The organism is Methylorubrum zatmanii (assembly GCF_014845115.1).
Classification (GTDB): domain Bacteria; phylum Pseudomonadota; class Alphaproteobacteria; order Rhizobiales; family Beijerinckiaceae; genus Methylobacterium; species Methylobacterium zatmanii.
The window spans coordinates 1-20,972 of the sequence record NZ_NKUI01000066.1; the positions used below are offsets into that span (position 1 = coordinate 1).

Consider the following 20,972-nt stretch of genomic DNA (forward strand, 5'->3'; position numbering starts at 1 on the left):
ACGCAGGCCGCAACGTTGCGCGAACTCTTCCGTCAGTCCGACATGGTCTGCGGTATTTACCCGGATGCCACGAGCCCCGCAGGGTACCGGTACCTCATCATGAAGCACCCGGCGAAGGGAGTGATGGAGCGATACCTCTCACATGGAACTCAGTTCTTGTTCGGCGCCGTGTTCCGTGAAAGGCAAATCGACGCTGAATTCATGAAGGGAATCTACGACATGGGGGTAGAGAACCCGACGAACAAGTTGGTACAGGAATACTGCTCTGCCATGTGGTTGGACATGGCTCCGGCTAGCCGGGCTGCTAGGCCGAGAGGTGCTGGTGCCGTCGACCGGTAGGACTGCATCCTGCGGGAAGCGACCCCGGGTCATCCCCGGGGGCCTTCGTCATTCAGCGTCATCGCCCTTCTCGGCATCGCGCTCCGCCGCCCGGCGCCGCTCCTCGGGGAGCTCGGGCGTCGCGGCGAGCCGGGCGCGGATCTCCGACATCAAGGCGGGCCTGAACCCCCACCGGTCGACGCCGACGTCGCAGGACTGGGAGGAATCCTCCAGCAGCCCGTGTGTATGCCCGAACAGGTGCCAAGCACCCCGGAACACGCCCTGCCAGGCCCGCATCGGGAAATGACAGAGGGTGACGCGCTGCTCCTCCAGGACGGTGTCGACGAATCCTTCGTGCTGCGAGGCCCACGGCAGGTGGCGGGCGCCCTTGTCGTGGTTGCCGACGACGAGCCGCTTGGTCCCGTTCAGCCGGGCGAAGATCCGCGCGGCCTGCGCGGGCGGGCACCGGTAGCAGAAGTCGCCGAGATGCCAGACCTCGTCCCCGGGGCGCACCGCGGCGTTCCAGGCGCTGATCAGCATGTCGTTGTGGGTGTCGATGTCGCCGAAGTGGGCGCGCCCCATCCGTAGGATGCCGGCGTGGCCGAAATGATGATCAGCCGTGAAAAGGGTGCGGGTCTGGTTCGTCATCAGGGCAGCCTCCGTAAAGGGGGCTGCGCACGCGCGTCACGCCCCGGGGGTGTTCTTCGACGGGTGGGGGCGTATCGGGCGTTTCACGATTCTCTCCGTCGCGGGGTGAGGCTTGGATCGCAGCTCGGGGAAAACCCGGCAAGGCGAAACGGCCGCGCTGCTCGGCTTATCCCTGGTCGAGTGTGGTTAGCGGCTTCTTGGGGGTGTGTTCGCGGGGCGGGTGCTCCGACGTTTCAGACAGTGAAGGCTGTGTCACCCTGAGCCCTCATCACCACGAGCATTATGGCGCTACCCGGCGTGTCGCTGGTACAGCGAACGATGTGCGGCCGGTCGCAGCGGTAGCGGAGGGTCTCGCCTGCGGCCACCACTTCCGTTGAGGCGTCTACTTCGACCTCGAATGTGCCTTCGCGGACCGATAACGACTCGACTGAGCCCTGCCGATGAGGTTCGGAGACGAGCATGCCTCCCGGATGGGCCGCGACCTCATACCACTGTAGCCATTCGATGGTCTTTACCCAGCCTGTTATCGCAAGGCGAACTTTGCCGTCCTCCGAAACCAGTAGCGGGGTGTCGGCCCGAGAGGTCTTTTCGATGAAAGGACACTCCTCGCTATCCGAGAGCGCCTTCTCGATGGAGATATCCAAGGCTTGGCTGAGACGCCATATCGTAGCCAGCGTTGGGTTGGTCTCGTTGCGCTCAATCTCGCTGATGAGGGACTTCGGGACGCCCGACTGCTCGGCCAGTTTTGACAGCGAAAGTTTGTAAGACTTGCGCAATCTTTGAACAGTTCTTCCAAGCTGGCCGGAGACTGCGCGAACGCCACTTAGGCGTTCGTTCACCTCCTCGTCCGCACCGATGTCATCGGGCCCTGCCGTCAAACCAATTCCTCCCGCATTACGCCCCACAGAGTGACCCGCCATGCCAGACCGCGATGCATCCAGCCCCCGCAGCGCGATGATGGCCGGTATCCGTTCGAAGCACACCGCGCCAGAGGTAGCCGTCCGGCGGAAGCTGCATGCTCTGGGCTTTCGCTTCAGCCTCCACCGCAAGGACCTGCCAGGGCGACCGGACATCGTGCTGCCGAAACACAGAACCGTCGTTCAGGTCCATGGATGCTATTGGCACGGCTGCCCGCACTGCGCGAAGGGGCGGCGCCGGCCTGCCACCAACGCGGCATTTTGGAATGCAAAGCTCGACCGCAACATGGAGCGGGACATGGAGACCGACGCTGCACTCCGTGCCATGGGCTGGGCCGTGCTCACGATATGGGAATGCCGCACGAAAAGGCTGGAGCTCCTTGTGGAGGACTTGGATCCCCTCATTGTTCGGCGAGTCGTCCAGGGTAAGCTCCGCGGTTCCGAAAAGTCCGAAAGCACGAGATGAGCCCTGTGACGAGAAGTGGTGGCCCGACGTGCATCGAGGGGTTCTGCGGAGCGGGGGGCATGTCCTTGGGGCTCCATCGGGCCGGTTTCGATGTGCGCCTCGCCTTCGACAACAACCCAGTCGCCATCAGCACTTACCGTCGGAATCTCGGCGTCCACGGGAAAGTGATGGACGCTTGGCAGGTTACGGGACGCGAGTTGCTCGACGCTGCGGGACTGGACGAGGTCGACCTATTCGCCGGCGGGCCGCCGTGCCAGGGCTTCTCCAAGCAGCGTCGCGGCGCGCACCTGCTCGACGACCCGCGCAACCGCCTGGTGACGGAGTTCGCCCGGCTGGTGGAGGAGCTCAAGCCGAAGGCGTTCATCTTCGAGAACGTCGAGATCGTGGGGCAGAAGCGCGGGCGCGAACTCGTCGGCGAACTGGTAGAACGCCTCGACGGCTATGAGACCCATCGATTTTTGGTGTGCGCCGCCGACTTCGGCTTGGCACAAACCCGCGGACGATTCCTGCTGCTGGGCTTCCGAAATGACATGGCCGCGGACATCCCGGTGCTCGAAAAGTCCCGCAAGCGGGTGACCATCCGCGACGCCATCGGCGACCTTCCAGCCCCGCCCGCCGACTACCGGGAGCACCCTACCATCGCCAACCACATCAAGTGCAAGATCACAAAGGAGAACGAGATTAGGTTTTCGCACGTGAAGCCAGGTGGCGGCTGGCAGGACATCCCGTGGAAGTTGCGCCTGCCGTGCCACCAAGTGGCCGACGTGAGAAGCGGAGGTTGGCCCGACGTATACGGTCGCCTTGAATGGAACGGCGTTTGCCCGACCCTCACCGCCGGCTTCGATTCCTTCACGCGCGGGCGCTACGGGCACCCAGAGCAGAATCGCTCACTGACGTTGAGGGAGGGCGCGCGGTTGCAGGGCTTCCCGGACGAGTTCCGCTTCATGGGCAACCGGGGCGACATCCGTCTGCAGATCGGCAACGCCGTTCCGCCGCCGCTCGCCCAGGCGGCCGGTGAGGCCGTGCAGCGCGCCCTCGGACTGCGGGCCGCCCCGATCAAGGGCAGCGTCATCGCGTCCCAGAACTCGCGCGCGCAGCTAAGCCTCGCGGTCTAGGAGCGCGGCGACATCAGCGAACACGAACCCGAGCGGTTTGACCGGCACCTGCCTTGTGAATTCCGGCCACGCATAGCGGGCCGGGATATCGCAGTAGTAGAGACCGTCGAGCCGCGAGAGGAATCGCTGGAAAAGCCTGACAGTACCTGGGACGCAGATCTGGTTCACCCTGCGCTTCTTCTTGTCCAACTGCGTCTCGCTCATGCAGCACAGGAAGGAGCGATAGAGGCCTGGCCGCGCGGCGTCGAGGATACGCTGGTGGGCGTACGGCTGCACGATGCGCTCTCGCGTCGTGATCTTGAGCGGCAGCACCGCGGAGATGCCGCTCACGCTGGACGTGACGACGATGTCGGTCGACACGCTCGCGTCCTCAGCCTCCTCGTCGACGGCATCGTCGGGGGCATTGGCATCGACGTCGACACCGAGCAGATCACCGAGGTTCACGTGCTTCGACAAGCGGTGCCGCGGCGCGTACAGGCCGAATAGTGCCGCCATGAAGATCTCGAAGAAGGTGCCGGGCGTCTTGCGGCTGCCCGGCTTCCACAAGTCGTAACAGCATGCGAACGCCATCACCGCCGTGTAGAGATAGGTGGTGACGCGTGCGGCTTCCTCGTCCCCGTAGGGCTGGCCGGCCCGCAGCAGGCGCAGAGCCTCGGCTTCAAGCTCCTCGAACGGCTGCTCCTCGCCGATCAGCATCCCCGTCACCACGGGTCTTGATACGGATGCGCCGAGCGTGAAGACGGAGTACCGGGTCTGCACGTTTCGGAGTCTGAAGTCCGCGTATGGACCGAGCTCTGCCTCCCCAAGCAATTCCAGGGCAGTGCGGATCACCTCCCGCGTCTGGTCGAGGTGCGGCCGGTTGGCGTTGTAGGCGGCGGCCGCCCGGGCAAACGCCCTCTCCAGATCCTGCATCGGCAAATGCGACCTCCCGTCCGACTTATCCCCAGCCTTGTCGGCTCACGGTCGATGCGGTGGCCGAGCCCCTAGGTCCCCGCCCCAGTTCCGCCCCCGAAACGAAAAAGCCTCGGCGTCCTGGCCGAGGCTTAGCGTCTAAGTCACTGAAGAGTCTAGAAGTGAGATGGTAGCGAGGGAGGGATTTGAACCCCCGACACAAGGATTATGATTCCTCTGCTCTAACCAGCTGAGCTACCCCGCCGCCGTCTCGGACGGCGCTGGTGACGGCGTCGTCCGGTGAGTGCGGTATAAGAAGAAGGGCGCCGGAGTGTCAACGGTCTGTTGCCGCTCCGGCGCAGGTTCTCCCGCTTCAGAGCGTGTGGCCGAAAATCTGGGCGACCTGCGGGATGTCCTTATCGCCGCGGCCGGAGAGATTCATCACCATGAGGTGCTCGGCGGGCTTGGTGGGGGCGAGTTCGAGCACCTTGGACAGGGCATGCGCCGGCTCGAGCGCCGGGATGATGCCCTCCAGCATCGAGCAGAGCTTGAACGCCTCCAGCGTCTCCGAATCGGTTGCCGAGAGGTAGGTGACGCGGCCCATCTCATGCAGCCACGCATGCTCGGGGCCGATGCCGGGATAGTCGAGGCCGGCGGAGATCGAGTGGGCGTCGGCGATCTGGCCGTCCTCGTTCATCAGGAGGTAGGTCCGGTTGCCGTGTAGCACGCCCGGGCGTCCGCCGGTGAGCGAGGCGGCGTGCAGGCCGCTCTGGACACCGTGGCCGGCCGCCTCGACGCCGTAGATCTCGACCTCGCGATCATCGAGGAAGGGATGGAACAGGCCCATGGCGTTCGATCCGCCGCCGATGCAGGCGACGAGAGAATCCGGCAGGCGCCCTTCCATCTCCTGCATCTGCCGCTTGGTCTCGATGCCGATTACCGACTGAAAATCGCGCACCATCGCCGGATAGGGATGGGGACCGGCCACGGTGCCGATGCAGTAGAAGGTGTCGGCAACGTTGGTCACCCAGTCGCGCAGAGCCTCGTTCATCGCGTCCTTGAGCGTGCGCGTGCCCGATTGCACCGGCACCACCTCGGCCCCGAGCATCTTCATGCGGAACACGTTGGGCGCCTGCCGCTCGACATCGACGGCGCCCATGTAGACCACGCATTTGAGCCCGAAGCGGGCGCAGAGCGTGGCGGTTGCGACGCCGTGCTGCCCGGCGCCCGTCTCGGCGATGATCCGCGGCTTGCCCATGCGGCGGGCCAGCAGGATCTGGCCGAGGACGTTGTTCACCTTGTGCGAGCCGGTGTGATTCAGCTCCTCGCGCTTGAAGTAGATCTTGGCGCCTTGTCCTGCCGGGGCCTTGGCCCGCAGGTGCTCCGTGAGCCGCTCGGCGTAGTAGAGCGGGCTCGGCCGGCCGATGTAGTGGGTGCCGTAGGATTCCATCTCCGCCTTGAACGACGGGTCGGCCTTGGCCTCCGCATAGGCTTTCTCGAGGTCGAGGATCAGCGGCATCAGCGTCTCGGCCACGAAGCGGCCTCCGAAGATGCCGAAGCGGCCGCGCTCGTCCGGCCCGGTGCGGAAGGAATTGGGAGCGGGGCTAAGCGTCACGGGGACGGGTCCTTCGCGAAGATCTGTCGTTGGCTCGCGTGCTAGACCCATGGGACGGCGGCCGCAATGCGGCACACCGGGCCAATCGTGCTCAAATGAAAGTCCGGCCCTCGATCGTCGTGCGGAAGGCGCCCGCCGTCAGGCCCGGCGGCGCGCAGCGGCGACGAACTCCGCAATCTTCGCCACATCCTTCTCGCCGGGTCGGATCTCGACCCCGGAGGAGACGTCGACGGCGGTAAGCCCCGTGCGTGCGAGCGCCATGGCGACGTTGCCGGCATCGAGGCCGCCCGACAGCATCGTGCCGGCGGGCAAGGCCGCGCCTTTCAGGAGATCCCAATCGAAGGTCAGGCCGTTGCCGCCGGGTAGGTCGGCGCCGGGCGGAGCCTTGGCATCGAGCAGGAGGCGGTCCGCCACCGCCGCATAGGCCGGAAGCGCCCGGAGATCGCCGGCCGAGGCGATGCCGAGCGCCTTCATGACCGGCCGGCCGGTCTCCGCCCGGATGGCGGCGACGCGCTGCGGCGTCTCACGACCGTGCAACTGAATCAGGTCGGGATCGAGGGCTTCGACGGCGGCCGAGAGCAGGGCGTCTTTGGGATCGACCAGGAGAACGACGCGCTGTGCCCGTCCCCTCGCCCGCTCCGCGAGTTCCCGGCCCCGTTCAAGCGGGAGGTGGCGCGGACTTTTCGGAAAATGGACGAAGCCGACGAGGTCGGCGCCCGCCTCCAGCGTCGCGTCGAGCGTCTCCTCGGTGCTGAGGCCACAGATCTTGACGCAGACGGAGGACATCGAAGTAGCGCAGCCCGTTCCGCTCAGCGGGCTGCGGCCGGAGCCGGAAGCGCCGCATGGGCGCCGACGCCGCCGAAGCCCGGCTCCGCACCCGGCGTGCCGAAGGTCTTCAACTCAGCCGCCTCCTTGGCGAGGCGGTCCGCCTCGCGGCGGTGATAGCGGGCCCGCTGCCGGGTCTTGCTCTGACCGAGCCAGCTGCCGATTCCGCCGACAAGAATGCCGAGCGCCACGGCACCGAACACCACCGCGTAGAGCGGCAGGGCAGCACTGAACACCGGCTCGGGCGAGAACGGATCGAGCGACAGGGTCACGGGCTCGCGGTTGGCCACCGCCAACAGGACGACCACAATCGCGACGGGCAGCAGCACCAGCGCCTTCAGAAAACGGATCATGCAACGGGTCTCCGACGGACGGCTCGGGCCTTCGACGGCCCGCCGAGGTCGCCGTGCGGAAGCCTGGATGGAGAGCCTCCGTCCGAGGGTCGCGCGGCGGCTTCAGGGGAAGTCGCGGCTTCGGCCGCAGATTTAGGGCGTGCGGGCGCCAGCGTCACGGCCTCGCGCGTGCCTTGCTCCGATCAAGCGCTCGGCTGCTCGTCGCCGATGCCGGCGCGGTTGAGGCGAAGGCGCATCTCCTTACCGGTCTTGAACACCGGGATCGCCTTCTCCGACACCGACACGGACTCGCCGGTGCGGGGGTTGCGGCCACGGCGCGCCTCGCGGCGTTTGACCGAGAAGGCGCCGAAGCCGCGCAACTCGACCCGGTCGCCCTGGGCCAGGGCGTCGGCGATGGTGTCCAGGATCGCGTTGACGAGGGTCTCGACATCGCGTTGGTAGAGATGGGGATTCTGCTCAGCAATCTTGAGCACGAGTTCCGATTTGATCATGCGGCTCTCTTCCGAGTGCGGGGCGGGCGCGGCGGCGATGCCTCAGGGAGCCGGACGCCAGACGGCGAGGAGTCCGCCGCCCGCAAGTTCGGCGGTTTCCGCCTCGGCCGCGCGCAGGCGCGAGGCCAACCCGTCGAGGCCGAGCAGATCCGCTCCGAGGCCGAGGGCTGACCAGAGCTTGAAACCGCCCTCGGATTTCGGCTTCCAATCCTTCACCGGGAGATTCTTCGGAACCTCCCGTTCCTTCTCCAGCCACGCGATGGCCTGGCGCTCGCCGCCGAGTTCGTCGACGAGCTTGAGCGGAACGCTCTGGCGGCCGCTGAAGACGCGGCCATCGGAAACCGCGGCGAGTTGCGCCTCGTTGAGGCCGCGGCGCTCGGCCACCAGGCCCTTGAACCAGCCATAGGTGTCCATCACCACGGCCGAGAGGGCGGCGCGCGCCTCCGGCGATGTCGGGCTGAAGCCCGAGGGCTCGGCCTTCAGCGGCGAGGATTTAACGGCTTCGACCTTCACGCCGACCTTGTCGAGCAGACCCGACACATCGGGATACTGAAACAGCACGCCGATCGAGCCGACCAGAGCCGTTTCTCGGGCGACGATATGGTCAGCGGCGATCGCGGTGATGTAGGCGCCGGAGGCGGCCGTTCCGTCCACGAAGGCGACGATCGGCTTCTTCGCCGCGAGTGCCCGTAGGTTGCGGTAGAGTTCCTCGGAACCGGTGGTCGTTCCACCGGGCGAAGAGATCGAGACCACCACGCCCTGGACGGCTTTCGCGTCGCCGACGCGCTCGATCAGCTTGCGGGTCGATTCGCTGCCGGCGATGAAACCGCCGATGGAGATGCGCGCGATCTGGCTTTCGGTCGCCGGGAAGAGCCGACCCTCGCCGACCCGGGCGCGGTAGCCGACCGCGCCGACGGCAAGGATGGCGGCGCCGATGCCGAGCACCCGCCACAGGGTGAGCTTGCGGCGCAGACGGCGGCGGTCGATGAGAAACTCGGCGTCTGCAGCCATCCGACGATGTGCTCCCTCGAAGTTTCGGCCCTGGCCGGCCGTTTCCGGTCGATACCGTGGGCGCTCGAGCGAGCTCCACGGTCATCGCGCCGGTATTCTTTCACGTGCAGGCGTCTGCCGGCACCCTGTCTTTCGGGCGAGGACGGTTCGACCTGCGGGACGGCGGGCGGTCCCACCGGGCCCGGCCCGTGTTCTATCGCCAGCGGCGCCATACGGGCAAGATGCTAAGGACAAACGGGAACTCGCTGCCGCGCGTCGCCCGAAAACGAAACGCCCGCACGGAATTCCGTGCGGGCGTCCGATGACGGGTCGGGAGCCGGGCGCGGGTGGCCGCGCCCGGCGGAGGACCGAGCGTCGAGCGAGGATTACTCCTCGTCTCCGCCCTTCTTCTTGTTGAAGGCGGCGCCGAGGATGTCGCCGAGCGAGGCGCCCGAATCGGCCGAGCCGAACTGGGCCATCGCCTCACGCTCTTCGGCCACTTCCAGGGCCTTGATCGAGACCTGCACGCGGCGGGCCTTGCGGTCGAACTGCACGACGCGGGCGTCGAACTTCTCACCGGTGGCGAACCGCTCCGGGCGCTGGTCGCCGCGGTCGCGGGCGAGTTCGGCGCGGCGGATGAAGGTCTGCATGTCGGTGTCGACGAGCTTCACCTCGAGGCCGGAATCCTTCACCTCGACGACTTCGCAGGTGACGATCTGACCCTTCTTGATCTCGCCGGCTTCCGCGAAGGGATCGCCGCCGAGCTGCTTCACGCCGAGCGAGATGCGCTCCTTCTCGACATCGACGTCGAGAACCTGGGCGCGCACCATGTCGCCCTTCTTGAATTCCTCGATCACCTGCTCGCCGGGACGGTTCCAGTCGAGGTCCGACAGGTGAACCATGCCGTCGACATCGCCCTCGAGGCCGATGAACAGGCCGAACTCGGTCTTGTTTTTGACCTCGCCCTCGACCTCGGAGCCGACCGGGTGCTTCTCGGCGAAGGCATCCCACGGGTTCTGGAGGGTCTGCTTGAGGCCGAGCGAGATGCGGCGCTTGACCGAATCGACTTCCAGGATCTGCACCTCGACCTCCTGGGAGGTGGAGACGATCTTGCCCGGATGGACGTTCTTCTTGGTCCAGCTCATCTCGGAGACGTGGATCAGGCCCTCGATGCCCGGCTCCAGCTCCACGAAGGCGCCGTAATCGGTGATGTTGGTCACGCGGCCCTTGAGCTTGGCGCCCTCGGGGTAACGGGCGGCGATGCCCTCCCACGGATCGGCGAGCAGCTGCTTGATGCCGAGCGAGATGCGGTGCGTCTCGTGGTTGATCTTGATGATCTTGACCTTGACCGTCTGGCCGATGGTCACGACCTCGGACGGGTGGTTCACGCGGCGCCACGCCATGTCGGTGACGTGCAGCAGGCCGTCGATGCCGCCGAGATCGACGAAGGCGCCGTACTCGGTGATGTTCTTGACGACGCCGTCGATGACCTGACCTTCCTCAAGGTTGGCCACCAGCTCCGAGCGCTGCTCGGCGCGGCTCTCCTCGAGCACGGTGCGGCGCGACACGACGATGTTGCCGCGGCGGCGATCCATCTTGAGGATCTGGAAGGGCTGCGGCGTGCCGAGCAGCGGGGTCACGTCGCGCACCGGGCGGATGTCGACCTGGGAGCGCGGCAGGAACGCCACAGCGCCGTCGAGATCGACGGTGTAGCCACCCTTGACCTGGTTGAAGATCGTGCCGGTGACGCGCTCATTGGCCTCGAAGGCCTTCTCGAGCTTGACCCAGCTCTCCTCGCGGCGCGCCTTGTCGCGCGAGATGACGGCTTCGCCGAGCGCGTTCTCGATCCGGTCGACATAAACCTCGACCTCGTCGCCGACCTTGAGCTCGCCCTCGCGGCCCGGGCCGGTGAATTCCTTGAGGGGGACGCGCCCCTCCGTCTTGGCACCGATATCGATGACCGCGACATCCTTCTCGATGCCGACGACGGTGCCCTTGACGACCGAACCCTCGGTGATCTCGTGCTGGAGGAAGGACTCCTCGAGCAGGGCCGCGAAATCCTCGCGGGCCGCGGGGTTAGCGTTCAGACCAGCAGACATTCTCTCTCCTGAATGGCCTCGTTTCGAGGCCGGCGCCGGCGGCTTGTGTTACGGATGACCCCCGTCACCGCCGCCCGCCGGATGGACGATCCGGTCGGGCTTGCCTCCTGATCGGAGGGCCGACGCATGCTGATAAGCGATGGTCGAGGGCCGATTTCCCCGGCGATGCGACGGCCGGGCGGGCAAGCCCGGCTCCTGACGGTATCGATGCGGAAATCGGCGCGACCGATACCGGATCCGGGCGTCGGGCGCAACTTATTGCATCGCCGCCCGCTTCCCCGGTTCTCACACCCTATCAAAAGGATCTTTGGCGCCCTGTTTCGGATCAGTCGGCCCCTTTGGCGGACCGGGTCAGGGCGTAGAGCGTGATGGCTGCCGCATTCGAGACGTTGAGGCTGCGGATCGCTCCCACGGCATCGATGCGCACCAGCACGTCGCAGCATTCGGTGGTGCGCTGGCGCAGGCCCTTGCCCTCGGCCCCCAGCACGAGAACGGCCGGACGCCGGGGCCCGACCGCATCGAGGGAGGTGCCGGCCTCGGAATCCAGGCCGATCCGGGTAAAGCCGCGCTCGCCCAGGGTGATGAGCGCTTCGGCCAAATTGCGCACGATCACGAGCGGCACGTGCTCCAAGCCGCCGGAGGCGGATTTCGCGAGCACACCGGTGGCGTTGGGGGAGTGGCGCGCCGTGGTGACGATGGCGGTGACGCCGAAGGCCGCGGCGGTGCGCACGATGGCACCGACATTGTGCGGATCGGTGAGCTGGTCGAGGGCGAGCAGAAGCGCGTCGTCGGGCATCGCGTCGAGGGTGGGCGCCGCGAGCGGCTCCGCCTCCGCATAGAGCCCCTGATGCACCGCGTCGGGTCCGAGCAGCTTATCGATGTCGCTCGGGCGCACGATCTCCGGCTCGATTGGAAGGGCGTCGAGGGTTTCCTTCAGCCGCACCAGCGCGTTCTCGGTGGCGAGCAGCCGATGGAAGCGGCGGCCGGCATTCGCCAGCGCCTGCGAGACGGGATGCCAACCGTAAAGCACGACATGGTCGTTCCCTTCCCGCGCCGAAGGCCCAGGCCGTTGCGGCGCCCGGGGCCGAAATCCGTGCGGCTTGAATCCATGCGGCTTGGCCGGGCGATCGCGCGGCGGGGTCATGGGCTTATCTTTCGAGGCGAGAGCGGGGGCGAGGTGTCGGGCGCCGACAAACCGAGCGGATCGCTTCACGTCAAGCCGTGGAATCTTGCGGCAAAGCCGTTGCAGTCGACGAACAACCCGCTTATAGAGCGGTCGCCGTCAGACAGCGCCCTTCGTCTAGCGGTCCAGGACGTCGCCCTTTCACGGCGAAAACACGGGTTCGATTCCCGTAGGGCGCGCCATCCGGTCGCATCAGCTCCCCAAAGGCCTTGTTCGTCAACGTCTGCACGCAGTTCGGTCCTCTTGCACAAGGGCCGAATGCATAACATCGTGCATAACATGGCGACCGAGGACGTGCCCGTTTCCAATCATCTGACCTCCCGTAAGGGGGTCTTCCAGTATGTTCGGCGGGTGCCTGAGGACCTACGCGACGCCTTCCCGTTCGCACGTGTCCAAAAGTCCCTTCGCACCCGCGACAAGCGGGCGGCGCGGGCGGACGCGCTCGCCCTGGACGAAGTGTGGGACGCCCACTTCGCCGAGGCGCGCAGGCGCAAGGGACTGAGCCCCGGGCCTGAAGGTCCCGCCGCACTCGTGGCCGAGGGGTGGACCTGGCCGGACTGGCAGGCGCTAGCCTCCTGGTTCGGGGCGAGCTTGGCCGAGGAGGACTGGCGGGCGCGTCTCGGTTCTATGCCTGGGGCGACGTTCACGGCGGAGCGAGACCTCTCGCGACTACCCTGGCGGGACCCTGCGGTCGTCAAGGAACACATCGCGCGCGGACGGACCCTGCGCGGTGGCACGGTGAGCGATTATGCCGAGGCACGGCTGCCCTTCGTCCAGGGCTACGTCCGACGTCTCGGCGTGAGCCTCAGCCGCACAAATCCGGACCTCGAACGGTTCATGGCCGCCTGCCTGACGGCGGAACTCGCTTACCTCGACGTGTTCCAGTTGCGCGAGGCCCGCCGGGGCGGCTTCGACCATATCCACCCGGACGCGGTCGATGGACCGTGGAAACGCCTCGCGGGCCGTCCGGGAGTTCATCCCGAGCCTCAGGCAAGGCCGGCCGCCGTCGATTCGGAAGTCGGCCGGTCGCTCGCGGACTGCCGGACCAAGTGGGTCGAGAACCGAAGGAAGGCGAAGAAGCAGGCCCGCCCGGACTACCTGCGCGAGATGGACCAAACCATCGCGGCCTTCGAGGCACATGCGGGCATCCGGGATATCGGCCTCGTCCGGCGCCGGCACCTGCTCGCCTATCGCGACCATCTGGGCACAGCCACCGCCTACAAGACCGCCACAATAAACAAGAAGATCGGCTTCATCTCCGGCCTGATGGCTACCGCCGCGAATGCGGGATGGATCGAGACGGGGCTCGGGCCTGACCTGTACCTGGAGGTGCCGGAGGACGAGGATCGGCGCGAGCCCTATGGGGATACCGAACTGGCCGCGATCTTCACCCATCCCGTTTTTACGCAGGGTAAGCGGCTCACCTCCGTCAAGGCCTGCGGCGAGTTGCAGTTCTGGTTGCCCCTCATCGCCTGCCTGCACGGAATGATCTCCTCCGAGATCCTACAACTCGGACCCGACACGGTCGGCCCTCATCCGGACCATCCCGAGATCCTTTGCTTCAACGTCACCAACGCGGGCGAGCGCGCTGTGAAGACCCTCGCGCGCCGGCGCTGGGTACCGGTCCGGCGCGAGTTGATCGACCTGGGCTTGCCGGCTCTCGTCGCGGAGGCGCGGCAGGACGGGCGGAAGTCGCTGTGGAGCGCGATGGAGGCTCAGGCCGGCGACGTCACGCGGGTCTCGGGCTACTTCTCCTCGTTCTGGGCCGCGTTCAGCCGTGGCGAACTCAACCTGACCACCGAGGGAACGAGCCTTTACTCGTTCCGGCACGGTTTCCAGGATCGGCTGGGGTCCGCCGGCTACGGCGAGGAGGTCAAGAAGGGGCTGATGGGCCACGCCGAGAGCGGGATGACGGGGCGCTACGGCACCAAGAAGAAACCGCGGGCCGTCAACGTGGTCGAACTGAATGAGGCCATCCAGCGCCTGCCCTGGCCCTTCCTGGCAGGGGTGCGGGGTGAAGCACGCCCCTCGGGCATGAGGATCGCGGGTCGCGCGGCGGCGGCAACCCTCGCCTAGCATCCCTCAGGAGCGGCTGGTGCTCGTCGTTGCCGAGCAAGGTCGATGCGGCGGAACGTAGCGTGTCAGCGAGGCCTAGGGCCGCTGCCGACGACCTCCAGGGCCTCGCGGGCTTTTTCGGCGGCCTCTTTAAGGCGGCGCTCCGCTTCGGCCTGCCTGAGCAGGTCGGGGACCGGCAGAGCCCCGCGTCCCGGGTCGGCGCGCAGGAGATCGGCGGCGATCGTCGCCTGCTCCATCGTCCGAATGGCCGTCGCCTCGGCCTCTCTCCGCCGCCGCACCTCGGCCGGGCGGCGGCGCACCGCCTTCTCAACCTCGACCTCGATACCGAATGCCCGCCCGCTGACGATCCGGGCATGTGCCATCGCCATGTCACGGGCGTTGCGGGTGTCAACGGTAGCCTGCGCCAGGGCGGCCCGATGCGGCCCGAGCCGGCCGCGTGCCCACCACCAAGCCCGGAGCCACCCGGTCGGCGTCAGAGCCGCCAGCGCCGCGCGGTGCGCTTCCGCCGCCTCGGCCTCGGCCTGGACCCGCTCCGCCTCCTTGCGCGCCCGCACCTCAAGGGTTCGGGCCTCTGCCACCGCAGCGGGCTCCGGGATGGGCGCCCGCGCCGCGTCGCGCTCCCGACGAGCCCGGTGGTAGATGGCCTCGACCTCGGCGAGCCGTGCGGAAAGGTAGCGCCGATCCGCCTCCTCGCGGATCTCGGCGGGGTTCAGGCCGCGGGCGAGGCGGTGCGCGGCGGCGGCTTCGCGGATCCGGTTCCTCCGGCCGGGCGCGGGGGCTGGGCCGGCAGGCGCAGGGTCCCCTCGATCCGGGCGAGCCGGTCCCCCGCCTGGCGCTGGGCCACCAGGATCTCCACCAGCGTCTCGCGCAGCGCCTCCAGGGGGGACGGACCCTCCCGCTCCTCCAGCAGGTCGAGGAGCGCCATTAGCCGGTCCGTGCGCGTGTCGATGACCCGGGTCCGACTGAGGATCTCCTGGGAGGGCGGCGGGGCCGGGAGCGGCGACGGGGTCGGTACGGTCATCGGATTCCTCCATGCGCGCGGCCACGACGGCCCGCTTCTGCTTCACGATCCGGTCGAGCGCGCCGACGACAGCGCCCCCGGCCGCCATGACGGTCCAGACGCCGGGCTTCTCGCCCGGCGCGAGGGAAAGCCCGGCCCCGGCGAGAGTGTCCCGCAGGACTGCTGGACCGGCCGCTGTCGCCCACGCCGCCTTCACCGCGGCGCGGGCCGCTACGTCATCCACCCCGGCCCGGCGCAGCCGCTGACGCGCTTGGGGCGTCGTTGCCGACCGCGGCGGGCCATCCGAGGCCGCCGCCTCCAGCGCGGTGGCGACCTCGGGCCGCCCGCGGGCGCGCAGGGCCTTGACCAGGGCCCGGTCGTGGCGGCCGGGGGTCAGGGGCTCGCCGCGGTCGTGCTCGATCTCGCGGGCGACCCGCTCCAGGCGCAGGTGCAGCCAACTGTCATCGAGGGCCTGCCCCTCCAGGCCCCAGTGCGCCACGACGAGGTGGGCGTGGCAGGGGGCACGGCCGGCGACCGAGGCCTTGCCGTGGACGACGAGGGCGTGCGGGTGGATCGCGGGGTCGGCGCCCATCTCGCGCATCGCCCGGTCGGCGTCGGCGCTCAGGTCCGCGACCGCGCAGGTCCCCGACGGGGCGAGGCTGATGTGATGGAAAGCCGCGGCGGCTGTGCGCGGGGCGAGGCGGCGCATCGCGGCGAGCGCCCCCGGCAGGTCCGTGGCGGCGAGGCCGACGATGCGGACCACCTCGACGCTGGTGTTGCCGTCCTGACGTAGGAGGTGGCCTGCGAGGTTTCGGGCATCGCGGGCGGTACGCCCGTGGCGGACGTGCTGCATGATCACGCCTCCACCCACCACCCACCTGGGCACACCGGGGAGTTGGTCGAGGAGCGGAATAGCGTGAGGCAGTTCGTGGGCCTGACCGGGCGCGATGCGCAAGGCGATGGCGCGGCCCTTCCCGTCGGCGATCACGCAGGCCTTGGTGCCATAGCCGCCAAGCGAGCGGCCAAGTGCTTCACGATCGTCTCGCTGGGCCGCAGATCCCCCCTTTCGCCGCTTTATGGTGAGCCTGCACGTTGCTGCCATCGAGGAAGACCATGCCCAGCGCCACGCCGCGCTCCTGCACACGGTCGAGCAGTCGCTCCCACACTCCGGCCCGCGCCCAGCGGATGAAGATCTGCGCCGCCTGCCACCAGGGGCCCAACTCCGTGGGGATGGCTCGCCACTTCGCTCCGTTCTGATGCCGCCAGAGGATGGCCGAGATCGTGCGCCGAAGTTCCTGAGGTGGTGTTTTGGCCTTGGGCCGACAGGCCTCGATCAAAGGCTCCAACTCGCCCCACTGCGCGTCTGACAGCATCACGCCTCCTCGCTCGAAACCAAGAAAACGCCAGCAGAGCCAATCCGTTCAGGCGACGACAGGCCCTAGGAAATGAGCGCTCCGATCCCCATGCCAGATCTTGGAAGTGACGTCTATTTGAGTTTCACGTTGAGAGATGCGGCGCAAATCCAGGCCGCGCTAAGTAACTATGAGTGCAGACTAAGCTCGGAAGATCCCGCAGCTATTGTGTTCGCGTTGTCTTGCGGCTTGAAGCGTTCTGATGGGGTATGCATAAAAGATCTCTCGTCGTACGGCCCGCTGAACCTGATGATATTCCGGTGCCGCTCAGCACGCTCACGGCAAAGATCCAGCAGGCACTGCAGCAGGCCATCACCGGCTGAAATTTGGTGCGGCATTTGCCACGAACTTGAATGAGGACCGCCGCGATGGCTGATGATCCTTGGGCCGCATTCCGAGTCGCTTCGCCGGCCGGCGCGCCGCCCGCACCGCTGGCTGATGAGTGGGCGGCCTTCCGCACACCGGCCACGCAGGAGCCCTCGCCGGTGCCCGCGGCGCAGCCGAGTGTGGCCGTCGACGTCGCCAAGGCGCTGCCGACGGGCGCGGTGAAGGGTGCGATTGGCCTCGCGGGCCTGCCTGGCGACGTGCAGGAGATGAGCAACAGCCTGATTGACCGCGCCATGCTCGGTGCTGCTCACTTGGTCATGGACGCGACCGGCCTCGGCTATCAGGCCGGCACGCCGGAGCGGGAGGAGTTCGACCGCCTCTATCTCGGGATCGGGTCCGGCGGGGGGCTGCCGACGTCCAAGGATGTCCGCCGCGGCGTCGAGAAGGCAACCGGCCCGCTCTACGAGCCCAAGACCGTCCCGGGCCAGTACGCGCAGACCGTCGGCGAGTTCGCCCCCGGCGCGCTGGTCGGACCCGGCGGCGTCGCGCGGCGCGTCGCCGAGACCGTCATACCGGCCGCTCTGTCCGAGACGGCGGGCCAAGCCACGAAGGGCACGACGGCCGAGCCGCTCGCCCGACTTGCCGGCGGTGTGTCCGGCAATCTCGGTGTGGCAACGGCCGCGGCCCGGGCCGACGCGCCAGCGCGCGCTATCGTCGCCGCGACGCGCGGCACCACGGAGGCCGACCTTGCCGCGGCGCAGGCGCTCGGCGAGACCGCACAGCGCGTCGGCGTACCCTTCACCGGCGCCGAGGCGATCCAGGGCGCCACGGGCAACGCGACGAAGATGGGCGACTTGCAGCGGGCGGTGGAAGGCTCGCTCGACGGTGGCGCCATTCTCTCACACGCCTACGCCGACCGCCCCGCGCAGATGCGCAACGCCGTAGACGAGGCGCTCGCTGCGCTCGGCCCGCAGAGCACTACGCCATCGACGCTCGGCCCGCGCGGGAGCCAAGCCGCTCAGGCTGTGATCGACGACACGCGCCAGGGCATCAACCGCGCGACGCGGGTCGACTACGCGGCGGCCGGCACCCACGTGCTCGACCCGACCGATTTCGAGCCGCTCGCCCGCGACCCCGCATTCCGGGAAACGCTGCGGCAGCTCCGCGCCGACCCGGTGCTCGGCCCCACGTACCGCGACATGGCGGACAACTTGATCGCGGTCATCGACGCCGTGACAAAGGGGATGCGCGACCGCGGCTTCGCGCTCGGCAACCGGGCGAATCCGGGTTTCAGCTCTGAGGCCGCCGGTCTCTACACCGGGGGCGCCGCCGAGGCCCGCGCCATCGCCCGGGATCCAGCCCGCGGCGGCTCCCAGGCGTATGACGACGCGCTCACCGCCCAGGCGCAGGCACGACGCCAGAATCTCGAGCCGCTGGAGCAGGGACCGCTGGGCCAGCTCGCCCAGGCCGGCGACACGGCAGCCGCGACGCAGGCCGTCCTGCCTGCCCGCCCCCTCGTGGGCGGCGAGGCCGAACTGGCCGACGCGGTCACCCGCCTGCGAGCCCGCGACCCGAATCTCACGAATGAGCTCATACGCCAGCGGCTTGCCGATCAGTTCGACGCGAGCGCGACGCGCCTCGTGGGCGGCGAGGCCCAGGGCGGCGGGGCGCGTTTCGCCAAGGATATCGCAGGCACGGAGCAGCAGGCGCGCAACCTCGATGCTGTCTTGGAGGCCATCGGCGGCCCGGCAGTCCGGCAGCCTATCGCCGACGTGCTCGACGTCTTTCGCGCCACGGGCACCCGGAAGCCGCAGGGAAGCCCGACCGACTTCAACCAGCAGATCCGCGAGGCGGTCGGCGAGATGCCGCTCACCGCCCAGGCTCTGACGGCTCTGCGCACGGGTGGCGCTTCGCTCCTGACACAGGCCGGCGATGGTGCAAAGCGGGTTTGGCTCGGCCGGAACAACAGGACGCTGGCGGAGATCCTAGCCGCGCCTGATAGCGTGGGCCGGATCGGGACCATCCTGAAGCGCGGAACGGCCACGCCCTTCGCCGATGCGGCGCTCCGGCAGGCGCTGCAGTCGCGCAGCGTCGATGCTCGGTGAAACGCGCCGGATCAGCCCGTCACACAGGTCGCGCTTGGCGTTTATATTTCCAAACCTTGTGGCTTTTCGATCCTCGACTCACGGAGCTGTTACCTCGAACCTGACCTCCTTTTCGGGAGGCAGGCGTGGCGATTTTCACGACTAACTTTGCCATCTATCCAGACAGCTCTGCTGTACCATTCGCGTCAGGCCAGATCCAAGTCGATGACAGTACCAATACCGTCGTCGGCATTTCCGGAACGATCGACGGTCGCACGATCACTGGGCTATCAAACTACAATGGCGCAGATAACGTCTTAGTATCCGTTCCGCTATTCACTAGAAACTATAATTACTACGTCAACAATGCCGGCTTAGGTATAGTGGCTGGCGGTGTGTCTTACAATATATCTGGGACGCCACCGCAGCCGGGACGCACTAAAACAACCTATGACACGATCGTTGGAAGCGATGGGTCGAGTAGGTTGTCGGGATTTTCGGCCAGCGCTCCAACAATCATCTGCTTCGTCACCGGCACGATGATCGCCACGGCCCGCGGTGAAGTCGCCGTCGAAGATCTGCGGGCCGGGGATTTCGCCCGTACGGCCGAAGGCGGCCTCCGCCCGATCGTTTGGATTGGTCACCGCGAGATCGTGTCGGACGCTGGCTCCGTCTCCTTCAGTCAACAGCCGGTGCGCGTCCGGACCGGGGCCTTCGGCTCGAAGCTGCCCGCCCGCGATCTCTACCTGTCGCCCGGCCATCCGGTGCTCGTCGGCGCCGGCGCTGACAATGAGGGCGGCACGCTCGTGCCGATCATGTGCCTGATCAACGGCACCACCATCGCTCGCGAGCCGCGCACCAGCGTGACCTACTGGCACGTCGAACTCGATGCCCACGATATCTTGTTGGCTGAGGGCCTGCCGGCCGAGAGCTACCTGGATCTCGGCAGCCGCACTTGGTTCGCCGGCGCCGACGGCCCTCTCGTCGACCCGGACACCGCCTTCGCCGAAGCGCTCGGTCGCTGCCGCCCTGTCGCGACGGACGGACCACTCGTCGTGGCCGAGCGGGCGCGGCTTGGTGCCGTGTTTGCCAGCGCGCTGACTGCGCAGTGCGCATGGCCGATCGCAGAGGCTTTTTTACCCGCGTGATCTACGGAAATGCAGGGCTCCTGCCGCCCTGTTAATTGCCTTGACCTTCAAGGTTGCTGCAAGATTCCGCTTAATTCGCGCTTCCGACCACTTCGCGAGCCTCGCGCAGCGCTTCCTGCAACGTCTTGTCCCGCGTCTGCTCCAAGGACGCTTTGTCATCCTTGAGGAAGGCAGACCGGGCAGCCCCTTCGATCTCCGGCCGGCAGAGATCGAGCATGGCCTTAATGAGATCCTCCTGGTTCACGAACTTGCCCTCCCGCGCCTTAGCCATTGTGCGGAGGCATTCTCGGACAGGGCTTGCTGCGGGTGCAGGGCCGGCGTTTACGGGTGCGGTAGCGACTTGCGGCGGTGTTGCGACTACCGGCGTCACCGGCGCAGGGGCGGGCTCGCTTGCGACCTGCTGCCTCGGAGTGTTCAGCGCCGCCTTTGCCTGAACCGCAGCCGTTACAACGTTCTTTCTGATAGCTGTCTCGATCTCCGCTCTCAGCGAAACGGCATCTGCATCAGGATACTCCATGCGGATTTTGGCAGTCCCTGCTTTGGCCGCGTTCGCAACTTCATCGTTGCAGATAGTCAAGGCGGCTGTGGCGAGCACCTCGGCGCCTTCAGACGACGTCACGAGCTTGACGATTTGGTTCGTCGTACATTCGTACATCTTGTCTCGGTAGAGTGACGCAACGCGATCCGCTTCCTCAATCCGAGCTCGCTTCGCCGCTTCTTGCCTTGCAACCTCCTGCTGCCTCGCCGCGATTTCGCGGGCTTCGGCAGCGGCGAGCCGCTCGAACTCACCTTTCAGCCGATTGCCGAGCGCACGCGGCAGGTCGCTGATGTAGGGGCCGGCGAAGAACGTTTGCCCGGTCCCGGCTCCATAGAGCTGGTCATGCGTGCCGATGAGGGTGCTGAGCTCGGCACCGCACTGCCCCTTCGGCAATGCCCGCAGCGCGTCCGCGAGCTATGCGGGAGATTGGGTGACGACGGTGTGTTGAAGGCGGCGTATCGAGGGGGGGTTGTGAG

Annotated in this window: 17 protein-coding genes, 2 tRNA genes and 1 pseudogene; 7 read left to right on the forward strand and 13 right to left on the reverse strand. The window is 67.4% G+C overall.

Translation table 11 applies throughout. From position 1 onward, the window contains the following. Positions 1-339 (forward strand): hypothetical protein (locus MZTS_RS24960; protein ID WP_210329197.1); only part of this gene is annotated, 339 nt, incomplete at its 5' end. 48 nt (positions 340-387) lie between these two features. On the opposite strand, the gene MZTS_RS09410 is transcribed toward MZTS_RS24960, so the two are convergent. Further along, the gene (locus tag MZTS_RS09410; RefSeq protein ID WP_009865037.1) at positions 388-966 is read right to left on the reverse strand and encodes a metallophosphoesterase family protein; all 579 of its coding nucleotides are present in this window, start codon (positions 964-966) and stop codon (positions 388-390) included. Between the two features lie 233 nt (positions 967-1,199). After that, positions 1,200-1,823, reverse strand: coding sequence for a helix-turn-helix domain-containing protein (locus MZTS_RS09415; RefSeq protein WP_343068729.1), 624 nt, complete (start codon positions 1,821-1,823; stop codon positions 1,200-1,202). A gap of 61 nt (positions 1,824-1,884) precedes the next feature. Between MZTS_RS09415 and MZTS_RS09420 the strand changes: the two genes are divergently transcribed. Further along, positions 1,885-2,349 (forward strand): very short patch repair endonuclease, encoded by a 465-nt coding sequence (locus MZTS_RS09420; RefSeq protein ID WP_192283484.1) that lies wholly within the window; start codon positions 1,885-1,887, stop codon positions 2,347-2,349. Next, positions 2,346-3,464 (forward strand): DNA cytosine methyltransferase, encoded by a 1,119-nt coding sequence (locus MZTS_RS09425; RefSeq protein WP_192283487.1) that lies wholly within the window; start codon positions 2,346-2,348, stop codon positions 3,462-3,464. Before MZTS_RS09420 ends, MZTS_RS09425 begins: the two co-directional genes overlap by 4 nt. Here MZTS_RS09425 and MZTS_RS09430 read toward each other — a convergent pair. From MZTS_RS09430 to rlmB, 9 genes are all read right to left on the reverse strand, one after another. Next, complete coding sequence (locus MZTS_RS09430; protein ID WP_192283489.1) at positions 3,447-4,376, reverse strand: type II site-specific deoxyribonuclease; 930 nt, start codon at positions 4,374-4,376, stop codon at positions 3,447-3,449. The two genes, MZTS_RS09425 and MZTS_RS09430, sit on opposite strands and share 18 nt — an antisense overlap. 167 nt (positions 4,377-4,543) lie before the next feature. Next, positions 4,544-4,620, reverse strand: a tRNA-Met gene (locus tag MZTS_RS09435). Between the two features lie 108 nt (positions 4,621-4,728). Next, positions 4,729-5,970, reverse strand: a complete 1,242-nt coding sequence (gene trpB, locus MZTS_RS09440; RefSeq protein WP_192283491.1) for a tryptophan synthase subunit beta — start codon at positions 5,968-5,970, stop codon at positions 4,729-4,731. Positions 5,971-6,108: 138 nt separating this feature from the next. After that, positions 6,109-6,756 carry a phosphoribosylanthranilate isomerase gene (locus tag MZTS_RS09445; protein WP_192283493.1) on the reverse strand — a complete coding sequence of 216 codons (648 nt, stop codon included), beginning with the start codon at positions 6,754-6,756 and terminating at the stop codon, positions 6,109-6,111. Between the two features lie 23 nt (positions 6,757-6,779). Continuing rightward, on the reverse strand, positions 6,780-7,148 hold the full coding sequence (locus MZTS_RS09450) for a LapA family protein (RefSeq protein ID WP_009863056.1): 369 nt from the start codon (positions 7,146-7,148) through the stop codon (positions 6,780-6,782). A 182-nt stretch (positions 7,149-7,330) separates the two neighbouring features. Then, a complete protein-coding gene (locus MZTS_RS09455; RefSeq protein ID WP_012452156.1) occupies positions 7,331-7,639 on the reverse strand; it encodes an integration host factor subunit beta in 309 nt (102 codons plus the stop codon). Between the two features lie 42 nt (positions 7,640-7,681). Next, positions 7,682-8,650, reverse strand: coding sequence for a signal peptide peptidase SppA (gene sppA, locus MZTS_RS09460; protein WP_192283495.1), 969 nt, complete (start codon positions 8,648-8,650; stop codon positions 7,682-7,684). A gap of 365 nt (positions 8,651-9,015) precedes the next feature. Beyond that, on the reverse strand, positions 9,016-10,728 hold the full coding sequence (gene rpsA, locus MZTS_RS09465; RefSeq protein WP_192283497.1) for a 30S ribosomal protein S1: 1,713 nt from the start codon (positions 10,726-10,728) through the stop codon (positions 9,016-9,018). Between the two features lie 325 nt (positions 10,729-11,053). Continuing rightward, positions 11,054-11,872 carry a 23S rRNA (guanosine(2251)-2'-O)-methyltransferase RlmB gene (gene rlmB / locus MZTS_RS09470; protein WP_192283499.1) on the reverse strand — a complete coding sequence of 273 codons (819 nt, stop codon included), beginning with the start codon at positions 11,870-11,872 and terminating at the stop codon, positions 11,054-11,056. A 145-nt stretch (positions 11,873-12,017) separates the two neighbouring features. Here rlmB and MZTS_RS09475 point away from each other — a divergent pair. Next, positions 12,018-12,093, forward strand: a tRNA-Glu gene (locus MZTS_RS09475). A gap of 76 nt (positions 12,094-12,169) precedes the next feature. Then, positions 12,170-13,987 carry a DUF6538 domain-containing protein gene (locus MZTS_RS09480; protein ID WP_192283501.1) on the forward strand — a complete coding sequence of 606 codons (1,818 nt, stop codon included), beginning with the start codon at positions 12,170-12,172 and terminating at the stop codon, positions 13,985-13,987. A gap of 1,865 nt (positions 13,988-15,852) precedes the next feature. On the opposite strand, the pseudogene MZTS_RS09485 reads toward MZTS_RS09480, so the two are convergent. Further along, positions 15,853-16,360, reverse strand: a pseudogene (locus MZTS_RS09485) (IS5 family transposase); the annotation flags it as partial. A gap of 407 nt (positions 16,361-16,767) precedes the next feature. Between MZTS_RS09485 and MZTS_RS09490 the strand changes: the two are divergent. Together MZTS_RS09490 and MZTS_RS09495 are read left to right on the forward strand one after the other, a co-directional pair. Beyond that, entirely contained in the window at positions 16,768-18,831 is a 2,064-nt protein-coding gene (locus MZTS_RS09490; protein WP_192283503.1) for a hypothetical protein, read from the forward strand. A 125-nt stretch (positions 18,832-18,956) separates the two neighbouring features. After that, a complete protein-coding gene (locus MZTS_RS09495; RefSeq protein WP_343068728.1) occupies positions 18,957-19,958 on the forward strand; it encodes a Hint domain-containing protein in 1,002 nt (333 codons plus the stop codon). Between the two features lie 70 nt (positions 19,959-20,028). Here MZTS_RS09495 and MZTS_RS09500 read toward each other — a convergent pair whose 3' ends face one another. Next, positions 20,029-20,889, reverse strand: coding sequence for a hypothetical protein (locus tag MZTS_RS09500; protein ID WP_192283505.1), 861 nt, complete (start codon positions 20,887-20,889; stop codon positions 20,029-20,031). Positions 20,890-20,972: the final 83 nt, after the last annotated feature.

Coding starts and splice junctions, on each gene's coding strand:
- MZTS_RS09410 (WP_009865037.1), bottom strand. CDS start 966: ATGACGAACCAGACCCGCACCCTTTTCACGGCTGATCATCATTTCGGC.
- MZTS_RS09420 (WP_192283484.1), top strand. CDS start 1,885: ATGCCAGACCGCGATGCATCCAGCCCCCGCAGCGCGATGATGGCCGGT.
- MZTS_RS09425 (WP_192283487.1), top strand. CDS start 2,346: ATGAGCCCTGTGACGAGAAGTGGTGGCCCGACGTGCATCGAGGGGTTC.
- MZTS_RS09430 (WP_192283489.1), bottom strand. CDS start 4,376: ATGCAGGATCTGGAGAGGGCGTTTGCCCGGGCGGCCGCCGCCTACAAC.
- MZTS_RS09445 (WP_192283493.1), bottom strand. CDS start 6,756: ATGTCCTCCGTCTGCGTCAAGATCTGTGGCCTCAGCACCGAGGAGACG.
- MZTS_RS09450 (WP_009863056.1), bottom strand. CDS start 7,148: ATGATCCGTTTTCTGAAGGCGCTGGTGCTGCTGCCCGTCGCGATTGTG.
- MZTS_RS09455 (WP_012452156.1), bottom strand. CDS start 7,639: ATGATCAAATCGGAACTCGTGCTCAAGATTGCTGAGCAGAATCCCCAT.
- sppA (WP_192283495.1), bottom strand. CDS start 8,650: ATGGCTGCAGACGCCGAGTTTCTCATCGACCGCCGCCGTCTGCGCCGC.
- rpsA (WP_192283497.1), bottom strand. CDS start 10,728: ATGTCTGCTGGTCTGAACGCTAACCCCGCGGCCCGCGAGGATTTCGCG.
- rlmB (WP_192283499.1), bottom strand. CDS start 11,872: ATGACCCCGCCGCGCGATCGCCCGGCCAAGCCGCATGGATTCAAGCCG.
- MZTS_RS09480 (WP_192283501.1), top strand. CDS start 12,170: ATGCATAACATCGTGCATAACATGGCGACCGAGGACGTGCCCGTTTCC.
- MZTS_RS09490 (WP_192283503.1), top strand. CDS start 16,768: ATGGCTGATGATCCTTGGGCCGCATTCCGAGTCGCTTCGCCGGCCGGC.